This window comes from Thermobispora bispora DSM 43833, assembly GCF_000092645.1.
GTDB classification, from domain to species: domain Bacteria; phylum Actinomycetota; class Actinomycetes; order Streptosporangiales; family Streptosporangiaceae; genus Thermobispora; species Thermobispora bispora.
The window spans coordinates 3,014,313-3,036,513 of record NC_014165.1 but is presented as its reverse complement, the minus strand read 5'-3'; the positions used below and the strand labels follow the sequence as shown (position 1 = coordinate 3,036,513).

At 72.9% G+C, this 22,201-nt stretch carries 17 protein-coding genes and 1 tRNA gene; 8 read left to right on the top strand and 10 right to left on the bottom strand.

Annotated features, from left to right (window positions below):
• The 5 genes from TBIS_RS12820 to TBIS_RS12800 are packed head-to-tail and all read right to left on the bottom strand — an operon-like array spanning position 1 to position 4,543.
• Entirely contained in the window at positions 1 to 750 is a 750-nt protein-coding gene (locus tag TBIS_RS12820; protein ID WP_013132821.1) for a glutamine amidotransferase, read from the bottom strand.
• Positions 747 to 1,823 (bottom strand): phosphotriesterase family protein, encoded by a 1,077-nt coding sequence (locus tag TBIS_RS12815; RefSeq protein WP_242384272.1) that lies wholly within the window; start codon positions 1,821 to 1,823, stop codon positions 747 to 749. Before TBIS_RS12815 ends, TBIS_RS12820 begins: the two co-directional genes overlap by 4 nt.
• On the bottom strand, positions 1,793 to 2,809 hold the full coding sequence (locus tag TBIS_RS12810) for an ABC transporter permease (protein WP_013132819.1): 1,017 nt from the start codon (positions 2,807 to 2,809) through the stop codon (positions 1,793 to 1,795). The genes TBIS_RS12815 and TBIS_RS12810 overlap by 31 nt, the downstream gene beginning before the upstream one ends.
• On the bottom strand, positions 2,806 to 3,570 hold the full coding sequence (locus tag TBIS_RS12805; protein ID WP_013132818.1) for an ATP-binding cassette domain-containing protein: 765 nt from the start codon (positions 3,568 to 3,570) through the stop codon (positions 2,806 to 2,808). The genes TBIS_RS12810 and TBIS_RS12805 overlap by 4 nt, the downstream gene beginning before the upstream one ends.
• 4 nt (positions 3,571 to 3,574) lie before the next feature.
• Positions 3,575 to 4,543, bottom strand: a complete 969-nt coding sequence (locus TBIS_RS12800) for an ABC transporter substrate-binding protein (protein ID WP_013132817.1) — start codon at positions 4,541 to 4,543, stop codon at positions 3,575 to 3,577.
• A 211-nt stretch (positions 4,544 to 4,754) separates the two neighbouring features.
• On the opposite strand from TBIS_RS12800, the gene TBIS_RS12795 reads away from it, so the two are divergent.
• From TBIS_RS12795 to TBIS_RS12780, 4 genes are all read left to right on the top strand, one after another.
• Positions 4,755 to 5,750: a LacI family DNA-binding transcriptional regulator gene (locus tag TBIS_RS12795; RefSeq protein ID WP_013132816.1), complete on the top strand. Its 996-nt coding sequence runs from the start codon at positions 4,755 to 4,757 to the stop codon at positions 5,748 to 5,750.
• A 2-nt stretch (positions 5,751 to 5,752) separates the two neighbouring features.
• Positions 5,753 to 6,826, top strand: coding sequence for a M20 family metallopeptidase (locus TBIS_RS12790; RefSeq protein ID WP_013132815.1), 1,074 nt, complete (start codon positions 5,753 to 5,755; stop codon positions 6,824 to 6,826).
• A 451-nt stretch (positions 6,827 to 7,277) separates the two neighbouring features.
• On the top strand, positions 7,278 to 7,886 hold the full coding sequence (locus TBIS_RS12785) for a DUF305 domain-containing protein (protein ID WP_013132814.1): 609 nt from the start codon (positions 7,278 to 7,280) through the stop codon (positions 7,884 to 7,886).
• Positions 7,887 to 8,453: 567 nt separating this feature from the next.
• Positions 8,454 to 9,107: a DUF3800 domain-containing protein gene (locus TBIS_RS12780; protein WP_013132813.1), complete on the top strand. Its 654-nt coding sequence runs from the start codon at positions 8,454 to 8,456 to the stop codon at positions 9,105 to 9,107.
• 441 nt (positions 9,108 to 9,548) lie between these two features.
• Here the strand turns inward: TBIS_RS12780 and TBIS_RS12775 are convergent.
• Both TBIS_RS12775 and TBIS_RS12770 read right to left on the bottom strand, forming a co-directional pair.
• Positions 9,549 to 9,622 (bottom strand) — tRNA-Arg (locus TBIS_RS12775).
• A 194-nt stretch (positions 9,623 to 9,816) separates the two neighbouring features.
• Entirely contained in the window at positions 9,817 to 11,538 is a 1,722-nt protein-coding gene (locus tag TBIS_RS12770) for a serine/threonine-protein kinase (protein WP_013132812.1), read from the bottom strand.
• Between the two features lie 140 nt (positions 11,539 to 11,678).
• On the opposite strand from TBIS_RS12770, the gene TBIS_RS12765 reads away from it, so the two are divergent.
• Together TBIS_RS12765 and TBIS_RS12760 are read left to right on the top strand one after the other, a co-directional pair.
• Positions 11,679 to 12,632, top strand: coding sequence for a cobalamin biosynthesis protein (locus tag TBIS_RS12765; RefSeq protein ID WP_013132811.1), 954 nt, complete (start codon positions 11,679 to 11,681; stop codon positions 12,630 to 12,632).
• A 9-nt stretch (positions 12,633 to 12,641) separates the two neighbouring features.
• Positions 12,642 to 13,013 (top strand): thiol-disulfide oxidoreductase DCC family protein, encoded by a 372-nt coding sequence (locus TBIS_RS12760; RefSeq protein ID WP_013132810.1) that lies wholly within the window; start codon positions 12,642 to 12,644, stop codon positions 13,011 to 13,013.
• Positions 13,014 to 13,266: 253 nt separating this feature from the next.
• On the opposite strand, the gene TBIS_RS12755 is transcribed toward TBIS_RS12760, so the two are convergent.
• From TBIS_RS12755 to TBIS_RS12745, 3 genes are all read right to left on the bottom strand, one after another.
• Complete coding sequence (locus TBIS_RS12755; protein WP_013132809.1) at positions 13,267 to 13,908, bottom strand: TetR/AcrR family transcriptional regulator; 642 nt, start codon at positions 13,906 to 13,908, stop codon at positions 13,267 to 13,269.
• A complete protein-coding gene (locus TBIS_RS12750) occupies positions 13,905 to 16,412 on the bottom strand; it encodes a PEP/pyruvate-binding domain-containing protein (RefSeq protein WP_013132808.1) in 2,508 nt (835 codons plus the stop codon). The genes TBIS_RS12755 and TBIS_RS12750 overlap by 4 nt, the downstream gene beginning before the upstream one ends.
• Positions 16,413 to 17,093: 681 nt before the next feature.
• Entirely contained in the window at positions 17,094 to 18,053 is a 960-nt protein-coding gene (locus TBIS_RS12745) for a quinone oxidoreductase family protein (RefSeq protein ID WP_013132807.1), read from the bottom strand.
• 347 nt (positions 18,054 to 18,400) lie between these two features.
• Between TBIS_RS12745 and TBIS_RS12740 the strand changes: the two genes are divergently transcribed.
• Positions 18,401 to 18,667, top strand: a complete 267-nt coding sequence (locus TBIS_RS12740) for a DUF6504 family protein (RefSeq protein WP_013132806.1) — start codon at positions 18,401 to 18,403, stop codon at positions 18,665 to 18,667.
• A 58-nt stretch (positions 18,668 to 18,725) separates the two neighbouring features.
• Complete coding sequence (locus TBIS_RS12735; RefSeq protein ID WP_013132805.1) at positions 18,726 to 22,193, top strand: DNA polymerase III subunit alpha; 3,468 nt, start codon at positions 18,726 to 18,728, stop codon at positions 22,191 to 22,193.
• Positions 22,194 to 22,201: the final 8 nt, after the last annotated feature.

Below are 22,201 nucleotides of genomic sequence, written 5' to 3'. Positions count from 1 at the left end.
TCAGAGCTCCCGGGCCAGCCAGCGGACCGCCCGGCCGAACAGGGTGCGGTAGCCCGGCCAGGCGGTGAACTCGTCCGGGCACCAGTGCGGGCCGACGTCCGACGCCCAGGCGAGGGTACGGCCCCGCCCCACCTCGCGCACGGCGAGCAGCGGGTCCTCGCCGACGGCGGCGATCAGCCGGGCGCCGTCGCGGAGCCCGAAGCGGTTGTAACCGAGCAGGGCCGGCCAGGTGGTCTCCAGGCCGGCGACGATCGGGTCGTCCGGGTCGACGACCTTGGGCTCCACCCCCTCCGGGGCCTCGACCCGGTCGTCGTACGGGGAGATCACGGCGGGGAGCACCGCCTCGACCGGGGTGCCGCGGAACGCCGCCTTGGCCTCGATGCCCTGGAACGACAGGTAGCCGCCGGCCATGGCGAGGCCGCCGCCCTGCTCGACCCACTCGGCGAGCACCTTGAGCCGGTTCGGGGTGCGCTTGCTCGCCAGCCAGGTGTCGGGGTGGAGCAGGATGCTGTTGGCGCCGATGTCGGAGAGCACCACCACGTCATAGGCGGAGAGCTCCTCCACGGAGCCGGGGAAGTGCTGGGGCACCTCGTGCGCCGGCATGTGCACCACCTCGATGCCCTCGGCGGTGAGCGCGTCGCGCAGCGGGCCCACACCGGTGTGGTAGGTGGTCGTGGTGAACGAGTCGAAGCCCTTGTAGTGCGTGGACTCGCTCACCCACGACTCGCCGGCGACCAGCACGCGGGTCATTCGTCCTCTCCTTTCGCGGCGGTCTCGAAGACCGCCCGGGGGTTGGCGATGAGCAGATGGTCGGTGTCGTCCGCGGTGAGCCCGTGCCGGTGCAGCCGCGGGATGAAGCTGTCGAGCAGGTGGGCGTAACCCCGGCCGCCGTAGCGGACGAGCATGGTCTTGAGGAAGACGTCCTGGGAGAGCAGCAGCCGGTCGCGGTAGCCGTACCGGACGAGGCGGGCGATGGCGCGGGCGTTCTCCTCGTCGCACGGGGACTGGCCCTCGCCGACGAAGTGGTAGTCCATGCCGCACATGTCGTACTCGAGCCACGCCCCGCGGTCGGCGAGCGAGGTCTGGTACTCCAGGTCGTCGAGGGAGGGGTTCATGTGGCCGAGCACGGTCGCGGTGAGCCGGCCGCCCTCCTCGGCCACGATGTCGAGCACCCGGTGGCCGTGCCGTACCCACCCGGGCAGGTGGACCGAGAGCGGCACCCCGGTGCGGGCCTGGGCGCGGGCGGCCCCGCGGAGCACCTTCTCCTCCGCGGGGGTGAAGGCCGGGGAGACGCCGATCTCGCCGATCACCCCCGGCCGGACGCCCGCGACGCCCTCCCGCACCTCCCGCTCGATCTCCTCGGCCACGTCCTCCACGGACATGCCGCGCACCCGGGCGGGGTGCGAGCGCTCCAGGTAGAAGCCGCAGCCCATGACCACGTGGAGGCCGGTCGCCCGGGCGATCCGCACCAGGCCGCGCGGGTCCCGGCCCAGGCCCTCCGGGGTCACCTCGACGATGGTCCGCCCGCCGCGGGCCGCGAACCGGGCGGCCTCCTCCGCGGCGAGCTCCGGGTCGTCGAGGGAGACGTTGTGCCGGGACAGGTACGGGTCCTCGCGCAGCCGGCCGAGGAACTCCATGCGGATGGGCTCGTGGGCGATCCGCTCGCCCTCGGCGTCCCCGGGGGCGGGCGGATGCCAGGCCGACGAGCCGTCGTTGAGCAGGTGCTCGTGGAAGAGCGTGATGCCGAGCTCCGCGGCGGGCACCGCGCCGAGCACCGTCTGCACGTGCACGGTCATCGCTTCGCGGTCCCGAACCTCGACCACAGCTTGGTGTTGCCGAAGATCGCCAGGAGGAGGATGCTCCCCTGCACGATCTGCACGTAGAACGGCGACACGTGGAGCAGCACCAGGCCGTTGGAGATCACCCCGAGGGTGAGGGCGCCGAGGATCGTGCCGAGCATGGAGCCCCGGCCGCCGAAGAGGCTGGTGCCGCCGAGCACCACCGCGGTGATCACCTCGAGCTCGAAGCCCACGCCGGCGTTGGACGAGCCCGAGGCGAGCCGGGTGGCGACCAGCACCCCGGCGAGCGCCGCGGCGAGGCCGGTGAGCACGTAGACGATCAAGCCGATGCGGCGGATCTCCACGCCGCTGCGCCGCAGCGACTCCGCGTTGGAGCCCAGGCCGGTGACGTACCGCCCGAACGGGGTGCTCGTCAGCGCGAACCATCCGGCGGCGGCGATCACGACCGCGAGGATCGCCGGGATCGGCACCCCGAGCAGCCGCCCCTGGCCGAGCTGGAGCACCCATCCGCCGTCCTTGATCGGGGTGGAGTAGCCCTCGGTCACCCGCAGCGCCGTACCGCGGATGATCGACAGCGTGGCGAGGGTGACGATGAACGGCGGCAGCCCCTGGTAGGAGGAGAACCAGCCGTTCACCGCCCCGACCAGGGCACCGAGGGCGAGGACGGCGAGGAAGGACAGCGACGGGTCGACGCCGGTGTCGATCAGGATCGCCAGCAGCGATCCGGTGAGCGCGACGATCGACCCGACGGACAGGTCGATGCCCGCCGTGGTGATGACGAACGTCATCGCCACCGCGACGATCAGCGTGGGCGCGATCTGGCGCAGCAGGTTCAGGATGTTCCCGACCGTCATGAACCGGTCGGCCGTGGCGCTGAAGAACACCACGAGCACGACCAGCACCGCGGCGATCGCGATGACCTGGATGTGCCGGCCGATGAACGCCCGCAGCCGGGCCGATCTCGTGGTGACGATCCGCTCACTGGCGGGGACGGTGGTGGGAGTGCTCATGCCGCACGCTCGTTTCCGCCGTGACCGACGATCTCCGCGACCAGGCGCTCCAGGCTGGTGGTCCGGGCGTCCAGGTCGGCGCGGAGCGTCCCCTCGTACATCACGCACAGCCGGTCGCAGACCTCGAACAGGTCCTGCAGCCGGTGGGTGATGAGGATGACGCTCACCCCGGACTCGGAGACGGTGCGGATCAGCCGGAGCACCGTCTCCACCTCGCTCACCGCGAGCGCCGCGGTCGGCTCGTCCATGATCAGCACCTTGGGGCCGAAGGTGACGGCCCGGGCGATCGCCACGGCCTGCCGCTGGCCGCCGGACAGGTCGCGCACCGGGAGGTCGGTGAGCGGGATGCGGATGTTGAGCGCGTCGAGGTGCTCGCGCGCCTCCCGGTGCATGCGCCGCTTGTCGAGCACGAGGCCGCCGAACCGGCGCGGCTCCCTGCCGAGGAACAGGTTCCCGGCGACGTCGATGTCGTCGCAGAGCGCCAGGTCCTGGTAGACCATCTCGATGCCCAGCTCGCGGGCGTCGCGGGGGGAGGTGAAGGACACCTCCCGCCCGTCGAAGAAGATGCGCCCCGAGTCGGGCACGACCGCACCCGCCAGGATCTTCATCAGGGTGGACTTGCCCGCCGCGTTGTCGCCGACCAGGCCGACGACCTCGCCGGGCGCCACCCGGAGGGTGACCCCGCGCAGGGCGTCGACCATGCCGTAGCGCTTGCGGATGTCCTGCATCAGGACCCGGTCGGGTGCCTGGGTGCCCGTCATCCGGTCAGCCTCCGTAGATGGAGCGGAAGCGGTCGACGTTCTCCTTGGTCACGATCTCCACGGGGACGTCGATGCGCTTCTTGGGCTCCGCGCCGTTGACGATGGCGTACGCCTCCTTGACCGCCTCATACCCCTCGGTCTTGGGGTCCTGCTGGACCACGGCCGCGACGAAGCCGGCGTCGATCCCGGCGATCGCCTCCTTGGTGAGGTCCCAGCCGAAGACCTTGACCCGGTCCCCGGCCTGCTGGGAGTTGATCGCCGCCACGGTGCCGAGCAGGGCGGGCTCACCGGTCGCGTAGACGGCGTCGAGGTCCTGGCGGGAGGTGAGGAGGTTCTCGGCGGCGGTGAGGGCGGCCTCCTGGCGGTTCTGGCCGTCCACGGTCTGGACGATCTGGGCGCCCGCCTTGGTGACGGTCTCCTCGAAGCTGTCCTTTCGGACGTTCTGGATGTAGGAGTTCAGCGCGCCGACAATGCCGATCTTGGGCGCGGAGAGGTTCTGCTCCTTGGCCCACTCGTTGACGAACTCGCCGATCTGCTGACCCGCCTTGGCGTTGTCCACGCCGACCTGGGTGTCGACGGCGGGGGAGTCGACGATCGCGTCGACCGCGATGATCTTCACGCCGGCCTCCTTGGCGGCCTGGATCGCCGGCTTGACGCCTTCGACGTCGATCGCCACGACGATGATGGCGTCGAACTGCTGCTGGACGAAGTTGTCGATCGCCTCGTTCTGCTTGGCCGGGTCGTCGTTGGCGTTGAAGATCGTGAGGTCGACGCCCACTTCCTTGGCGGCCTGTTGGGCGCCTTCGTTCATCTGGTTGAAGAAGATCGCCTGCTGGTTGATCTGAACCAGCCCGACGCGTGGCTTGCCGGCACCGGATTCTCCACCGGAGTCCCCGCTGCCACAGGCGGGGACGAGCAAGGCCGTCGCGGCGAGCACCGCCGCGGCGCGGAACAGGCGGAATCTCCGGGCCATGGTGATCTTCCTTCCGGGCTGAGGGTTGGGAAAACGTTTGTCCCGCTTGGGGGTGGACGCTATCCCTCCGTCTTTGTCCAAGTCAAGGGCGGTTTGTCCGTTCGTTTCTGTCAAGATCCTTGTGTTCGGGGGTATGATCGGGCGTCAACGCAGGTGATGCCCGCCCAACCCAGTCTCCAGGCGGGGGAGTCGTTAGGAAAACGTTATCCGCATGGCCGTCACGCTCCGCGAAGTCGCCGCCCACGCCGGGGTCTCCATCGCCACGGCCTCCCGGGCGCTGTCGGGGCGGCGCAAGGTGTCCCCGGAGATCGTCGCCCGGGTGGTCGCGGCCGCCGAACAGCTGGGGTACCGGCCCAACGCCGTCGCCCAGGCGCTGCGGGAGCAGACCACGCGCACCGTCGGCATGGTCGTCCCGAGCATCACCCTCCCGTTCTTCCCCGAGATCGTGCAGGCCGTCGAGTACGAGCTGCAGCGCTCCGGCCGGGAGCTGATCCTCTGCGACGCCCAGTACGACCCCCGGGTCGAGGAGCGCCGCCTGCGGGTCCTCGTCGAGCGCAAGGTCGACGGCCTCATCATCAGCCCCTGCGACATGGAACGGAGCCGGCCGGCCGTGGTCGAGGCGGCGAAAGCCGTACCGCTCGTGCAGCTCGACCGGTACGTCGAGGGCGGCGTGAGCGACTGGGTCGGGGTCGACGACGAGATCGGCATCGGCCTCGCGGTCGAGCACGTCATCGCCGGCGGGGCGAAACGGCTCGCCTTCGTCGGATCGGAGCTCACCAACTCCTCGGCGCGCCTGCGCCTGGCGGCCTTCGAACGCGGGGCCCGGGCAGGCGGGGTGCAGGTCACCGACGTGCTCCTCGGCGAGTTCAGCGCCGCCTGGGGGCAGCGCGCGGCCGAGCTGATCTGCACCGGCGGGCGGATCCCCGACGCGGTGATCTGCGGCAACGACGAGATCGCCATCGGCATGCTCCGCGGCCTGCGCGCCCACGGCCTGCGCGTGCCCGACGACGTCGCCGTCACCGGGTTCGACGACATCGGATACGCGGAGCTGTCCGACCCGCCGCTCACCACCGTCCGCCAGCCGCGGGAGCAACTCGCCCGGGAGGCCCTGCGGGTGCTCGCCGAGGCCCGCACCTCGCCCGGCCTGCGCCGGATCGCGGTGGCGCCCCAGCTCGTCGTCCGCGGGACGACCCGACCGGAGAAGTGATCATGAACGCAGTGGAACTCACCCGGGAGCTGATCCGCCTGCAGACCGTGGCCGGGGGCGAGCAGCGGGCCGCCGAGCTGCTCGCCGGCCGGCTGGAGGAGGCCGGATACGCCGTCGAGCTCCATTCCGCCGCCCCCGGGCGGACCGGCCTGGTCGCCCGGCGCGGCCGGGGCGAGCGGTTCATCACCCTCTCCGGGCACCTCGACACCGTGCCGCTCGGCGCGGAAGCGTGGCGCCACGACCCGTTCGCGGCCGAGCGCGACGGCGACCTGCTCTACGGCCGGGGCGCGAGCGACATGAAGGCCGGGGTGGCCGCCATCGTCGCGGCGGCCGCGGAGTGCCCGGCGGACGTGCCCGTGCAGCTCGCCCTCACCTGGGGCGAGGAGACCGGGTGCGAAGGCGCCGCCGACCTCGCCGCGCGCGGGGTGCTCGCCCCCGCCGCCGTGCTGCTGATCGCCGAGCCCACCGCCAACCGGGTCGTACCCGGGCACAAGGGGGCCCTGTGGCTCCGCGCCACCGCGTACGGCACCGCCGCGCACGGCTCCATGCCGCACCTCGGCGACAACGCGATCTACAAGCTCGCCCGGGCCGTGCTGGCCGCCCGGGACTTCCGGTTCGGCGTCGCCCCGCACCGGTGGATGGGCGCGCCGACGCTGAACGTGGGCACGATCGCCGGTGGGTCCGGCACCAACGCCGTCCCCGACCGGGCCGAGGCGACCATCGACGTCCGCACCGTCGCCGGGCAGGACCACGCCGCGGCCCGCGCCGAGCTCGCCGGGGCGCTGGGGGAGGAGATCGACCTGGCGGTGCTCCTCGACCTGCCGCCGGTGTGGACCCCGACGGAGGACCCCTGGGTGGCCCGGCTGGTCGCGGCCGGGGCGGGCGAGCCCACCGGGGCGGCGACCTACTTCACCGACGCGTCCGTGCTCCGGCCCGCGCTCGGCGACCCGCCCACCCTGATCTGCGGCCCGGGGGAGCCGGACCAGGCCCACGTGACCGACGAGCACTGCCGGGTGAGCCGCATCGAGGAGGCGGTCGGCATCTACCGCGCCGTGCTCGCCCAGGCCGCCGCGTGACCGCGCCGGGTGCTTGGTGCGCCGGCTGACGCCGGCGTACGGCACGGCGGCCCGCGCGTTCTCGGGCGTGCCCGGTTCCCGGTGTTGGGTGCCGAACATGATCGGACGGCCTGCGCGTGCGCGGGCCTGCCGGGCCCGCGTGCACGGGCGTGGCCGGACCGCTCGTGGGGCGTGCGGCCGAACGGGGCCCGAACGTGACGTGAATCCGTGGCCTGCCCATGCTCGGGGTGCACTGCCGCTCGCGGACATGCCCGGCCGGGCGGTTCATGCCGGGGCAAAGAGTGGTCCCTGAAGTGGCCGGATGATGGGCGGCCTCACCTTCGCCGAGCGGGGGAGCGGCTAACGTCCTCCGCCAGGACGCGCCCGGCCGGTTGTCGCTGTGCGCGCCCGCGGCACCGCCCCGGCTCGCCCGCCGCCGGGGCCCGGAACACCGAGAGAAGACCGGACCACCATGCCCGTCACCGCGTTCGCCGCCCACCGGATCGCCCTGTCCGCCGCCGCGGCCCTGGGAGCCCTCGCCCTGCTCACCGCCTGCGGCGCCGACACCGCCACCACGGCCGGGTCCGGTGGCCGCGCCGCGGCCACCCGGCCGTCGGCCACCTTCAACGAGGCGGACGTGCGGTTCGCGCAGCAGATGATCCCCCACCACGAGCAGGCCGTGGACATGGCCGAGCTCGCCGAGACCCGCGCCGCCGATCCAGAGGTCAAGGAGCTGGCGGCCACGATCAAGTCGACCCAGGCCGCGGAGATCGCGCTGATGCGCCGCTGGCTCCACGCGTGGAGCAGGCCCGAACCGTCCGGCCACGACGGGCACGCCGGGCACCCGATGCCGGGCATGCTCTCCGACCAGCAGATGGCCGAGCTCGAGGCCGCCTCGGGAGCCCGGTTCGACCGGTTGTTCGCTCAGCTGATGATCGCCCACCACAAGGGAGCGATCGAGATGGCCCGGACCGAACAGCGGGAGGGCGCGAATCCCGAGGCCGTCAAGCTGGCCAAGGACATCGAGCGCGGCCAGCAGGCCGAGATCGACCAGATGGAGCGGCTGCTCCAGCGCCTGTGACGCGGGGCTGCGCGTTGAGCCGCCGCTCTCAGCGTGCCGCCCGGCCGGCTCTTCGCCTTCCGTCACGACACCAAGCGGCCCGCTCCCGTCACCAAGGCACCCGCCTCTCCGGCTGAATTCGGAGGCGGTGGTACACCGGCTCGGATTCCGCAGAGGACCTCGGCGGCTCATGCCATCGTTGCGTGGCCGTACGGGAATCCGATGGCGGCCGCCGGAGCCTTCGTCTGCGGTGAAGTCCATGACAGACCAGCGTCGTAGTGTAACGAAACGCGTATGCCTGACATAAGCCGTTAATGGCGACAATTGCTATCGCTTTATTGATCTCGCTTAGGCGGGAAACCGGATCGCAGCCGGAGCCGGTGCGCCGTAAGGCATCACTTGCTCTATGGTCTCGATTACCGATTCGGTGCCGCGCGGTATGTCACGTTGAGAAGACGCCCGAGGCGTCACATGACTCGGTGACCTGCTCGTGAACGGGACGGAACCGGGCGATGGCCGGAAGAACGTGAGCAATAGGCCGAGCGGCGACCGAGATCGATCCCGATTCTCCGAGAAAGGAGGCGGCTCGTGGCCGAGGTTTTCATGTACGCCGATGAAACCGGCAATCTGGACTACGACGTCGCCAACGGTGGATCGAAGTATTTCGGGATCGGGACGGCCACGTACACGACGAACCATGACGAGGCCATGGCCCAGGGATGCCGGCTGCGGCTGATCCACGCCCAGAAGGGGGTCGAGCTGCCGAAGGGCTACCACGCCAAGAACGACCGGCCGCAGACCCGCGCCGACGTGTACAAGGTGATCAAAAGTCAGGCGCCGCGGTTCGATTTCACCTTCCTGGCGAAGGCCAAGGCGTTCGAGAGCGTACGGGCGAAGGGTGAAGCGTATTTATACGAGCTCGCCTGGTATCTGCATTTCAAGGAGGTCGCCAAGCGGTGCACCACCGAGGGTGACACGCTCTATGTGATCGTGGCCACGTTGGGCACCGCGGCGCGCAAGAAGGCGTTCCGGCAGGCGATCGACCGGGTGTGCGACGATCACGCCCCGCCGCTGCGCAACGTCGTGGTCTGTCATTGGGAGGCGGCCACGAGCTGGGGACTGCAAGTCGCCGATTATGGGCTGTGGGCGGTGCAGCGGCAATTGGAGCGGGATGACCGGACGTATCTGTGGGCGGTGGTGCCGACCTTGAAGAGCAAGTTCCTGCCGTGGGGCCGGGCATAAAGGAAAATCGGTCGAAAATGAGTGTGACCAGCTATCCCTGAACAGGGAAGAGGTCCCCTGGACCTCTTGTCACTGGCCACTACTCAGTACATGCCTTCGCCGTGGACGGGTCAATCGCTTCGGTCACGATGGCATAACATCGTTGCTCGGCCGTATACGTATTTTTATCTCTTCGTTACCGGCCGGGTGCTCGATGTGATGACCGGGTGAGCGGTACGGCGGTCATCCCGGCGCCGGCGGGTCTTAGCGCTCGACGATCAGGAACTCACGCCCGGCATGCCGGTCGACGGGAGGTTCACGGTCGCCCGGCCGGCGACGCGCCATGTTCGCTAGAACGCTCAGAGGATGAGCTCCGGGCGGTGAGCGGTGCCCGGGCGAGAAACGGCCCTACCCCCGCCCGCGACGCACCGCCGGGCAGGGCCGTCCCATGCTCACGTGACGCGCGCCCTGAGGGATTCGAACCCCCGACCGTCGGATTAGAAGTCCGATGCTCTATCCAGCTGAGCTAAGGGCGCTCCCGCTCAATTGTGCATGATCCGGCGAGTGAGAATGAAGCCGCCTCCCGCCCGGCGGGCCAAGATCGATGATCTTGCCGGCGGCTCCGCCCAGGCCGCGCGCGGGCCCGGATGACCCGCTCCCGCCACGGAGCGCCTACCAGGGCGGACGGCCCACTCCCCGCCGTGGAAGCGCGCACACCACGCCGGATGCGCTAATCCCCGCCGCGGAGCTCGAAGTTGTCGTAGGCCACGTGCAGCTCCGTAGCGCCGTCGGAGATCCGGGTGAACACCCCGACCGTGCCGTTCTTGAGCGGGTTGGGGTCCTTGACCGAGTGGATCTGCTTCCCGTTGATCCACAGACCCAGCTTGACGGCCGATCCGCTCTGCTCGCACGCGGCGACCATCCGGACGGTGTCCTTCAGCCCTTCGACCTTCACCGGCTCGGTGAGGTTGCCGCCGGCGCTGTCGGCGACCCGCCGGATCCGGGCGTTGCCCGCGGTGTCGAGGACGAACTCGTAGTAGGTGTGGCCTCCTTGCCCCCGGCAGTACAGGCCGTACTCCCCTTGTCCCTCGACCTCCTTGACGGCCACGTCGGCGCTGATGACCAGCGTCGAGGGGACGGGCGGGAGCGAGGGGCCGGGCGTCGGCGCGGGCGAGGCCTGCTTCCCGGTGTCGAAGGGGATCGGCGCCGCCACCCGCTGCTCCTTGTTGAAGCTGGACTCGACGTGGTACCAGCCGTCCTCGTAGCGGTTGGTGGAGCTGAACCTGCCGCCGGGCCACCCGCTGGAGTCGTAGGTGAAGTCGTCCTGCCAGAGCAGCGGCAGGTCCGTGGGCGGGCCGCTCGGCACCACCATCTTCCACACGGCCACGCCGCCGCCGATGAGCACGGCGGCGGCCGCGATCACGCCGAGCAGCCGGTTGCGGCCGCGACCGCCGCGGTCGCCCTTGGCAACGGTCGTGCTCACGGGCGTCGTAGGCGACGTGGGCGCGGGCGGCGTGTGCTGGGTGTACGCCAGGGTGGCCTGGGGCTGCCCGGTGGCCGCCCCGGCCGGCTCGTAGGGCAGGGTCCGCTCGGGGTGCTGAGGGACGGTCTGCTGGGGGAGGGTCAGCCCGCCCTGCTGCCAGGCCTGCTGCACCATCTGCTCGGGCGGGGTCGACCGGCCCACGAGCTGGTCCAGGAGCTGCTGGGCGGTCGGCCTGCGGGCCGGGTCCTTGTCGAGCGCGGCCACCACGAGCTCCCGGAGCCCCGGCTCCAGCCCGTCGAGCTGAGGCTCGGTGTTCATGATGTGGTAGATGATCGACGGGATGGTGTCGCCGGGGAACGGCGACCGCCCGCTGGCGGCGAAGGCGACCAGGCAGCCCCAGGAGAACACGTCGCAGGCGGGGGTGACGGGCTCCCCGCGCAGCATCTCCGGGGCCATGTACCGCGGCGTGCCGATCAGCTCGCCGGTGCCGGTGATGCCGCCGAGCGTGTCGAGCGCGCGGGCGATGCCGAAGTCGATGACGCGCGGGCCGACCGGGGAGAGCAGCACGTTCGACGGCTTGAGGTCCCGGTGCACCACGCCGGCCGCGTGGATCGCGGTGAGCGCGGTCGCCACGCTCACCGCGAGGGCGTCCAGGCTCGATCCGCGCAGCGGGCCATGCTGGCGGACCGCCTCCTCCAGGTTGGGGCCGGGCACGTACTCGGTCACCACGTACAGCAGGTCGCCGTCGAGCGCCGCGTCGAGGACGGCGGCGGTGCAGAACCGGCGCACGCGCTGGGCGGCCTCGGCCTCGCGGCGGAACCGCATCCGGAACGATTCGTGCTGGCTGAATTCCGGATTGATCACCTTGATGGCGACCTGCTGCCCTGATGGATCCTCGGCGAGGTAGACGGTGCCCATCCCGCCCTTGCCGAGGGTCCGCAGCACTCGATACCGCCCGATCTGGTTCACGGGGGGCAGCTTAGCGACAATGCCCCGCGAAGTGATCCTTATGGGAACGAGTCTGACCTGATCGCAACCGTGGAACGCTCCCAAGGACCCGCGGCGCGGCTCTGTGATCCCGATCGCCCGGTCTACGGGAGAATGCCGCCATGCTCCAGCGCAGCCCGACGGCGACCGGCATCCTCCTCGGCGCTCTGATCGACCGGTTGGCGGGCGACCCCCGGCGGGGACACCCCGTCGCCCTGTTCGGCGGCGCCGCCGCGGCCCTCGAGCGGCGGATCCACCGAGACTCCCGGTCCCGCGGCGTGCTCTACACCGCGTGCTGCGTGGGCGCCGCCGCGGGCCTCGGGGTGATCGCCGACCGGCTGACCCGCTCCCGGCCGCTGGCGCGCGCGGCCGTCACGGCCGCCGCCACCTGGGCGGTGCTCGGCGGCACCACGCTGGAGAAGGAGGGCGCGTACCTGGCGGGCGCCCTGGAGGCCGGGGACCTCCGCGCCGCCCGCGAACGGCTCCCGCACCTGTGCGGCCGCGACCCGTCCGGCCTGGACGCCGGGGAGCTCGCCCGCGCGACGGTCGAGTCGCTGGCGGAGAACACCTCCGACGCGGTGGTCGCGCCGCTGTTCTGGGGCGCGGTGCTCGGCGTGCCCGGGCTGCTCGCCTACCGGGCGGTCAACACGCTCGACGCGATGGTCGGCCACCGCTCACCGCGGTACGCGAGGTTCGGCTGGGCGGCGGCCCGCCTCGACGACCTCGCCAACCTGGTGCCCGCCCGGCTCACCGCCTGGCTCACCGTGCTCCTCGCCGGTACGGCCGGCGGTTCCGCGCGCGGGGCGGCCGCCGTGCTCCGCCGGGACGGCCACCGCCATCCGAGCCCGAACGCGGGCCGGTGCGAGGCGGCCTTCGCCGGGGCGCTCGGCGTACGGCTCGGCGGGGCGAACCGCTACGGGGAACGGGTGGAGCACCGGCCGGAGCTCGGCGACGGGCCGCGCCCCTCGGCCGGGGACATCCGGCGGGCCGTCCGGTTGAGCCGGGCGGTGTCGCTCGCCGCGGTGGTCCTCGCCGCGGGCGCCCGGGCCGTACGGGCCCGCCGGCGCGGTTGTTAGATTCGGGACATGGTCCACGCTGACCAGGTATTGCTGGTTTTCGACGGGAACTGTGGGTTCTGCCAGACGTGCGTGAACCTGGGGCGGAGGCTGCTGCCGTACATGCCCCTGGTCCGCGCCTGGCAGTCCATCCCGCTCGAGACGATCGGGCTCACCCGGGAGCAGGCGGCCACGTCCGTGCAGCTCGTCGGCCCGCGCGGGCTGCACGCGCAGGGCGCGCGGGCGATCGCGGTGGTGCTCGCCCTGCAGCCCACGCGCGGGTGGCGGGCGCTCGGCCGGACGATGCTGCTCCCGCCGGTGAGCTGGCTGGCCGAGGCGGTCTACCGGGTGGTGGCCCGCTACCGGACCCGGCTGCCCGGCGCGTTCTGCCTCTGCGCCTGACGCCGCACCACGGGGCTCGCCCGCCATCGGGGATCCGCGGAACCCATCCGGATCCGGGAAAGAGACGCCCCGCCGAAGTGGCCGGGCCGGCCGTACCGCGGGGCACCGGCCGGCGCCGCGCCATGGCGCCGTGGCACCGGTGGTGGAGACCGGGCGGCTGACCGGCTACCACGAGGCACGCCGCGGTCTGGAGGAGCTCACCTGAAGATGCCGGTGTCCTCCCTGCGGTGCGGCGGAGCTCGGCGGCGTACGGCTAGCCGCCGGCCGTGCCCGGATCGGTGGGCGGCGGGCGCGGGGGAGAGCGGAACAAGGGGAGCAGGACCTCGTCCACGATCTCGGTGATCACGTGCTCGGGGATCGGGGGGCCGTGGAAGAGGAAGTGGTAGCGCAGCAGGGCATGCCCGGTCTCCAGGCGGCGATCGGTGACCGCGGAAGCGTCGATCTCGCCCCGGTCGACCGCACGGCGGAGGATCTCCCGGGTGATCCGCAGGCTCGCGCCCTGCCAGTTGCGGCGGACCCGCGCGATGGCGTCGGAGCCGGCGAGCGCCTCGCTCAGCAGCCCGCGCAGCGCCTCCCCGGCCGGGCCGGCGAGCGCCTCGGCGTTGCCGCGGAGCAGCGCGAGCAGGTCGCCGCGCAGGCTACCGGTGTCCGGCGGGGCCGACGGGTCGGGCAACCGGCTGTAGACCGCGTCCATCACGAGCTCGATGCGGGTGGGCCACCTCCGGTACAGCGACGCCTTGCCCGCCCGCGCCCGCTCGGCGACCCCCTCCATGGTCAGCCGCGCGTAGCCCACCTCGGCGAGCTCGTCGAGGACGGCCTGGAAGATGGCCTCGTCCAGGGCGGCGCCGCGCCGCCGCGGCCGCCTGCGGTGATCGGTCTCCTCCCCGGCGGTCACCGTTCACCTCCACGGACGGTCTCACGAGCTTCTCCGGAACGGGGCACGGCGATCATGAGGCGCTCCTGACCCACCCCGGCGTCACCGTCCACGGTGACCATCTGCCCGTCGGTCAGGACGGCGGTGCCGGTGGCCGTGCCCAGCACGGCGGGCAGGCCGTACTCGCGGGCGACGATCGCGGCGTGCGACCCGATCCCGCCGGCGTCGACCACGACCGCGGCGGCGCGCTGGAACAGCGGCGTCCAGGACGGGTTGGTGTTCGGGCAGACGAGCACCTCGCCCTCGGCGAGGCGGCCGAACTCCGACGGGTCGCGGATGATCCGCACCGGGCCGGTGACCGTGCCGCCGCCCCCGGGCGTGCCGCGGACCAATGCGTCCCCGAGGTCGCCGCGGTCCGGGTAGACCGCGCGGGGGTCGATGAGCCGCACGCCCGCCAGCTCCTGCCGCCTGGCCGCCCGCGCCCGCGCCGTGGCGGCCAGCTCCTCCCGCCGCGACCGCGGCATGGTGGCCGGGTCGCCCGCGGCCTCCACCTCCTCCAGCCGCAGGTGGAACACGTCCTCGGCGGTCTCGAGCACGCCGGCGTCGCGCAGCCGGGCGCCGATCTCGAGCAGGGCACGGCGCAGCACCGGCAGCGGCATCGTGAAGTAGAAGTGGGTGTCCTCGCGGAACGCCCACGCGGTGCGCGCCGCGGCGATCCGCCGGGCCATCCGGGCCCACCGCCGCGGGGAGCGCAGCCAGGGGTGGGCGCGCAGCCGCCGTTCGGCCTCGCCGGAGCGGCCGGCGGAGGGGGACGGCGGCGACGCCGCGAGCACCTTGAGCATGCCGAGCACGACCTCGGGCGTCTCCTCCCAGGTCGGCGAGGAGGCGAGCACCGGGCTGCCGGTCTCGCGGTGGCCGTACTCGGCGAGGAACGCGGTGAACTCGGCCCAGAAGCCGGTGAACCCCTTCACCCGGTCGAGGTCGAGCGCGTCCACGGCCGCTTTGAGCCGCGGGTCCTCGCGCACCTGGGCCGCGAGGCGTTCCAGCGCCCGGTTGCCGTCCTCGGTGCGGGTCCGCGCACCGGCCAGCAGGTCGGCCCACATCGCGGCGGCGCCGAGCGGTAGCAGCGCCGCCACCAGCCGGAGGACCATGAGGGCGCCGCGGGGCAGGTAGTCGCGGCGCAGCTCGGTGATCGGCCGCACCGCGTCGAGCGCCCGCCGGGGCAGGCGGATCAGCTCGGGCCAGGGCATCGCGGCCGGGTCGAGCCCGCGCAGCCGCTCCACCTCGCGGAGGAAGCCGGTGAACCGCGGATCCTCGGTCCAGCGCGCCGGATCGAACCGCCCGGCCCGGTGCAGCAGCAGGAACGGCGCGGCGAGCGCCTTCGGGGTGAGGCGCGGCGGGCGGGGCAGGATGCGGTAGACCACGCCGTCCTGCTCCTCCAGGGCGCCCTCGAACAGGCCGCGCACCCCGAGGCTGCGGGCGACCTCGGCCATCATCCCGGCCGGGCCGTACGGGATCCAGGTGCTCATGTCCATTGGGTACGGCCGGGTCGGCAGGTAGTCGAGGAGCATCTCGCCCAGCCTGCGCTGGATGGCGTTGAGCCGTACCGGGGGCGGCGGCAGCGCGGTCATCGGGCGGGCCTGGACGAGCCAGACGCGACCGCCGGCGAGCGCCCACTCGATGTCCATCGGCCTGCCGAACCGATCCTGTACGGCGACGCCGAGCCGGGCGAGCCCGGCGAGCGCGGCGTCGCCGAGCAGCCGCTCCCCGGTGGCCTGCCCGGCCTCCTCGGCAAGGCCGCCGCCCGCGGCGGCGCGGACGACCACCTCGGCCCGCCCGGGCGTCCAGGCGAGCACGGTGCCGCGGCGGTCGAGCTCGTAGTGGTCCGGGGTGACCCGGCCGGAGACCACGGCCTCGCCGAGCCCGGGGGAGGCATCGACCACGATCCGGTCGCGGTCCCCGCTCACCGGGTCGGCGGTGAACATCACCCCCGCGGCGTCGGGGTTCACCATGCGCTGGACGACGACCGCGATCCGCACCTGCTCGGGGCCGATCCCGAGGCGGCGGCGGTAGGCGATGGCGCGGTCGGTCCACAGCGAGCCCCAGCAACGGCGCACCGCGTCGAGCCGCGCGTCGTCGCCCTCGACGTTGAGGTAGGTGTCCTGCTGCCCGGCGAACGCGGCCCCGGGCAGGTCCTCGGCGGTGGCGCTGGAGCGCACCGCGACCGGGCCTTGCCCCAGCTCCCGGTACGCGGCCGTGATCGCCTCGGCCATGGCGGCGGGGATCTCCGCGGTGGCGAACTCCGCGCGGATCCCCGCGCCGTCCCCGGCGTCGAGCAGGCGGGGGATGCGCTCGGCGATCCCGCACCGGTCGATCAGCTCCGCGTAGGCGGCGGTGGTCACGACGAAGCCGTCCGGGACCGGCAGGCCGGCCGCGATGAGTTCGCCGAGATTGGCGCCCTTGCCCCCGGCGAGCGCGAGGTCGTCGCGCCCGACCGCGGTGAGCGGCACCACGAACGGTGTCACGTCGGCTCCTTCGGATTCGGGGGGTGCGGTCGGGGCGGATGCCCGGCAGGCACCGAGGCGGCCTCCCGGCGCGGCGTGGTCACGCGGCGTGCCGGCCCGCGGGCGATCCGCGGTCGCCCGCGGAGAGGGGCGTACCGGCCGTGCGCTCCGGGTGTCGCCCGCGTCGGCCCGGGTCGGGCGAGGTCAGGGCCTCGGTCCATGCCGCCCCTCGGTTTTCAGAGAACGGATCGTTCTCTAAACATAGGCCCGCAAATGTAAGGAACGCAACGTTCTCTATTGCGAGGAGACGTGGCCGGTCACGGATCGCGCGAAGGGCCTTATCGAGCGAAGGGCCATGAGGTCTGAGGCGCGCCGGATGGGCCGCGTCCTCGCGGCGGCGGCACTCGCCGTACTCCCGCGTCCGGGCGGGGCGGTGCGTTCCGGAGGGGTCGTGGACGGCGGGCCGGGCCGTCACGTACGCGACGGGCGCATGGTGCGGAGGGCCGTGGACGGCGGGCCCGGCCGCCGCCGGGACCGCCGTCCACGGGGCGGCCGTCAGAGCCGTCAGATCAGAGCAGTCAGAGCCGGCAGAGGAGGTGCGGCGGCCGGCGCCGGACCGGCCGCCGATGATCACGAGAACGGGTGAGCCGGTTGATCACGCGGATCGGCGGGCCGCTGATCACGAGACCGGCGGGCCGGTGATCACGGGATCAGCAGCAGCTTCCCGGTGGTCCGCCGGGCCTGCAGGTCGTCGTGGGCGCGCCGCGCCTCGGCGAGCGGGTAGCGCTGGGAGATGTGCACCTTGAGCGCGCCCGAGGCCACCCAGCCGAGCACGTCGCCGGCCCGCCACAGCAGCTCCTCCCGGGTCGCGATGTAGTGGTTGAGCGAAGGGCGGGTGAGGAAGAGGGACCCGGCGGCGTTGAGCCGCTGCGGGTCGAACGGCGGGACCGGGCCGCTCGCCGCGCCGTACAGCGCGAGCAGGCCGCGCGGGCGCAGGGAGGCGAGCGATCCCTCGAACGTCGCGGCCCCGACGCCGTCGTAGACCACGTGGACGCCCGACCCGGTGATCTCCTTGACCTTGGCGGCGAAGTCCTCGTAGCCGATCACCTCGTCGGCGCCGGCCTGGCGGGCGAGCTTCTCCTTCTCCGGGGTGGAGACCGTGCCGATCACCCGGGCGCCGCGCAGCTTCGCCATCTGGGTGAGCAGCAGCCCCATGCCGCCGGCGGCGGCGTGGATGAGCACGTCGTCGCCCTGCTTGATGGCGTAGGTGGAGTGGGTGAGGTAGTGCGCGGTCATCCCCTGGAGCATGACGGCGGCCGCGAGCTCCGCCGACACCCCGTCGGGCAGCAGAACGGCCCGCTCCGCCGGGATGACCGCCTTCGAGGCGTAGGAGCCGATCACCCCGGCCCAGGCCACGCGGTCCCCGGGCACGATGTCGGTCACCCCCGGGCCCACCGCGGTCACCGTGCCGGCGCCCTCCGATCCCGGGATGAGGGGGAGCGGGAGCGGGTAGCGGCCCTCCCGGTGGTAGACGTCGATGAAGTTGACGCCGCTCGCCGCCACGTCGACGACCACCTCGCCGGGGCCGGGCTGCGGGTCGGGACGCTCGGTGTAGTCGAGGACCGAGGAATCACCGTACGTCGAGACCACGATCGCGTGCATTTGTTCTCCTGTCCACGGGCCGTTTTCCCGTCGGCCACAACCGCGAGGTTCTCCCCATTGTTCCCGTGGTGACCGGACGCCGCCGTGGTGGGTCCCGCTGAGCCGCTACGAGACCGCCGCGCGTCCGACGGCCCCCTCTCGGCGGCGTCGAAGGTGAAGACCGGCGCGGATCCCGCGCCCGGTGCTCCTCGCCGGCCACCGCCTGCGCGAGGAGGCGGCCGCCGGGGAGCGGCGCGCCGACTTGCGTTCGATCTTGACTGGAACGTATGTTCGAATCCGTTCGAATCGTTGCCGCGTCCGCCCGCCTTCCCCCGGGTGGCGATCGATGCCATCAGGGAGCAGGGAACATGAGCAGACTCTACGGCGACCCGATCGAGGTGTGGCTCCGGGAGGGGCGCCCGGCCCGGTTCGTCTGGCGCGACCGGCTCTACCTCGTCCGGGCGGTGCAGGACCACTGGGTGACCGCCCGGGAGTGGTGGCGGACCACGGACGCCGATCCCGGCGAGCGGCGGTTCTGGCGGGTGGAGGCGGTCACCGGCAGGGACATCGGGATCTACGAGCTGAGGTTCGACACGGCGAGCGGTGGATGGCTGCTGCTGAGGGCATGGGACTGATGGCGGCCCTCCGGGCCATGGCGACCGCTCCGGATCGGGGGCAGGGGAGAGGTCACCGATGAATCCCTTCACCCATCTCCACACCGCGTCCGCCTACTCGTTCCGGTACGGCACGGCGTTCCCCGACGCGCTCGCCCGCCGCGCGGCCGAGCACGGCATGGACATGCTCGCGCTGACCGACCGCGACGGCCTCTACGGCGTGATCAAGCACGTCCGGGCGTGCCATGCCCGGGGGATCGCCCCGATCGCGGGCGTCGATCTCGCGCTCGGCCCGGCGCGGCCGGAGCGGGGCCGGGGGAGCGGCGCGGACGGGGAGCGGATCGTCGTGCTCGCCCGCTCCGGCGGCTGGGCCGCGCTGTGCCGGCTGGTCACCGCCGCCCACCGGCGGCGCGGCGAGCCGTACGTCACCCGGGAGACGGTGGCCGAGCACGCGGCCGGGCCGGGGGGCGAGCCCCTGCTGACGGTGCTGCTCGGCCCGGCGTCCGACGTCGGCCGGGCGGTGGCCGAGCGGCGGGATCGGCAGGCCGCCGCGCTGCTCCACGCATGGCGGTCCGCGGTGCCGGACGTGGTGGTCGAGGTGGCCGACCTCTACGGCCACCGCGACGCGAACACGGCGGCCCGCATGATCGGGCTGGCCGACGCGACGGGCGTCCCCGCGGTGCTCAGCAACACGGTCCGGTACCTGGACGCGGCCGACCACCAGGTCGGGAACGTGCTCGACGCGGCGCGCAAGCGCGTGCCCCTCCACCCGCGGCACATCGACCACCCGACCGCGCACGCCTACCTGAAGGACAGCACCGAGATGGCCTGGGTGGCCCTCCGGATCTGCGGCGGCGACCGCGACCGCGCCGGGCGGCTGCTCGCCGAGACCCGGAGGGTCGCGGAGCGGTGCGTGCTCGACCCCGTCGAGATCGTCCCCCTCCTCGACCCGGTGCGGCCCCGGCTCCACCTGCCCGAGGTCGATGGGGACCCGGTCCGGCGGCTGCGGCACCGGTGCGAGGAGGGGCTGGCCGCGCGGGGCCTGGCCCGCTCGGCCGAGGCGCGGCGGCGGCTCGCCGCCGAGCTGTCGATCATCGAGCGGAAAGGGCTCTCCGGGTACTTCCTCGCGGTCGCCGGGATCACCGACATGATCCGCTCGATGGGCATCCGGTGCGCCATCCGCGGCTCGGGCGCGGGCTGCCTGGTCAACTACCTGATCGGCATCGGCGAGGTGAACCCGCTCGACCACGGCCTGCTCATGGAGCGGTTCCTCTCGGAGGGCCGCAAGGGCCTGCCCGACATCGACATCGACGTGGAGTCGGCCCGGCGCCTCGACTGCTACCGCGCCATCCTCGACCGGTACGGCGAGGCCCGGATGGCCTGCGTCTCGATGGTGGAGACCTACCGGGCCCGCAGCGCGATCCGGGACGTCGGGGCGGCCATGGGGCTGCCGCCGCACGAGATCGACGTCATCGTCAAGGCCTTCCCGCACATCCGCGCCGGGCAGATCCGCGCCGCGCTCTCCGACCTGCCCGAGCTGCGCGGCAGCGGGCTGAACGACCGGGCGCTGCAGACCGTGTTCCGGATCGCCGAACGGCTCGACGGGCTGCCCCGGCACATCGCGATGCACCCGTGCGGGGTGCTGATCGGCAACTCGGGGCTCCGCGACCGCACGCCGGTGGAGCCCAGCATGCTGGGCTTCCCCATGTCCCAGTTCGACAAGGACGACGTGGAGGACGCGGGGCTGCTCAAGCTCGACGTGCTCGGCGTGCGGATGCAGTCCGCGCTCGCGTACGCGGTCCGGGAGGTCGAGCGGGTCGACGGCCGGAGGATCGACCTGGACGCCGTCCCCCGGGACGACCCGGAGACCTTCGATCTGATCTGCGCCGGCCGGACGCTCGGCTGCTTCCAGATCGAGTCGCCCGGGCAGCGGGAGCTCGTCGGCAAGCTGGAGCCCCGCACCATGCACGACCTGATCGTGGACATCTCGCTCTTCCGCCCGGGGCCGGTCAACTCCGACATGGTCACGCCCTACCTGGAGGCGCGGCACGGGTTCCGCGCCCCGAGCTACCCGCACGAGGACCTGCGGGAGGCGCTCCGGGAGACCCACGGCGTGGTCATCTTCCACGAGCAGGTCCTGCGGGTCATCGACATCATGACCGGGTGCGGGCTGTCCGAGGCGGAGAGGGCCCGGCGCGCCCTGGACACGCCGGAGGGGCGCGAAGAGGTCCGCGCCTGGTTCGTCCCGCTCGCCCGGAAGAAGGGGTACGGCGAGGAGACGATCGAGCGGGTCTGGCGGACGATCGACGCGTTCGGCGCGTTCGGGTTCTGCAAGGCGCACGCCGCCGCGTTCGCCCTCCCCACCTACCAGTCGGCGTGGCTCAAGCGGCACCACCCCGCCGCCTTCTTCGCCGGGGTGCTCACCCACGAACCCGGCATGTACCCCAACCGGGCGATCATCGACGAGGCCCGGCAGTGCGGGGTGCAGGTCCTGCCCCTCGACGTGAACCGCTCGGGCAAGACCTGGCTGGTCGAACGGACCGGCCCGCCCGCCGAGGGCCGGGACGGGATCGCCGCGATCGGCCGCGGGTACGGGGTGCGGGTGCCGTTCTCCGCGGTGAAGGGGGTGAGCGAGGCCGAGGTCGACCGGATGGTCGCCGGCCGGCCGTACACCTCGCTGGCGGACTTCTGGGAGCGGGCCCGGCCGTCGCGCCCGGTCGCCGAGCGGATCGTGGCGGTCGGCGGCTTCGACTCGATCTACGGCCTGCGCCCGGGCGAGCCCCGGTGGCGGCCGGGCCGGCTGACCAGGCGCGACCTGATCGCGCAGGTCGGCGCCCTCGAGCGGGCCTCGGCCGGTGCGACCGGGCAGCTCCCCATGGGGTTCACCGAGCGGATCACGCCGGGGGAGCTGCCGGAGATGACCGAGGCCGAGGCGGTCGAGGCCGAGCTCGAGATCCTCGGCATGGACGTCTCCCGCCATGTGATCGGCTTCCACCGCGACCTGCTCGAGGCGATCGGCGTGACCTGGGCGAAGGACCTGCTCAGCCGGCGCAACGGCGCGGAGGTCGTGGTCGCCGGGGCCAAGGTGGCCACCCAGACCCCGGCGGTGCGCTCCGGGCAGCGGATCATCTTCACCACGCTCGACGACTCCACCGGCCCGATCGACCTGACGTTCTTCGAGTCGGTGCAGGCGCACACGGCGGCCACGGTGTTCGGCTCGTGGCTGCTGGTCGCCAAGGGGGTGATCAGGCGGACCGGGCGGCGCGCGGTCTCGCTGCGCGCGCTGAACTGCTGGAACCTGCTCGACCTCGACCGGCTGTGGCGCACTCAGGGCATCGAGGCCGTCCGCGCCGTGCTGAACGAGACACCCGCCTCCGGCGAGGGCGTGCGCGGGCGGCCCATCGAGTACGCGAACGGGTTCCGGCTCTCGCCCTACTCCGACATCGGGCCGCCTCCCGGGGTCCGGCAGGGGCCGTTCCTGGCCGGGCCCTCGCGCCGGCTCTGGCACGCCAGCTCGGGGAGCTCCGGCCCGCCGCCGGGGTGGTGACCGCCGGA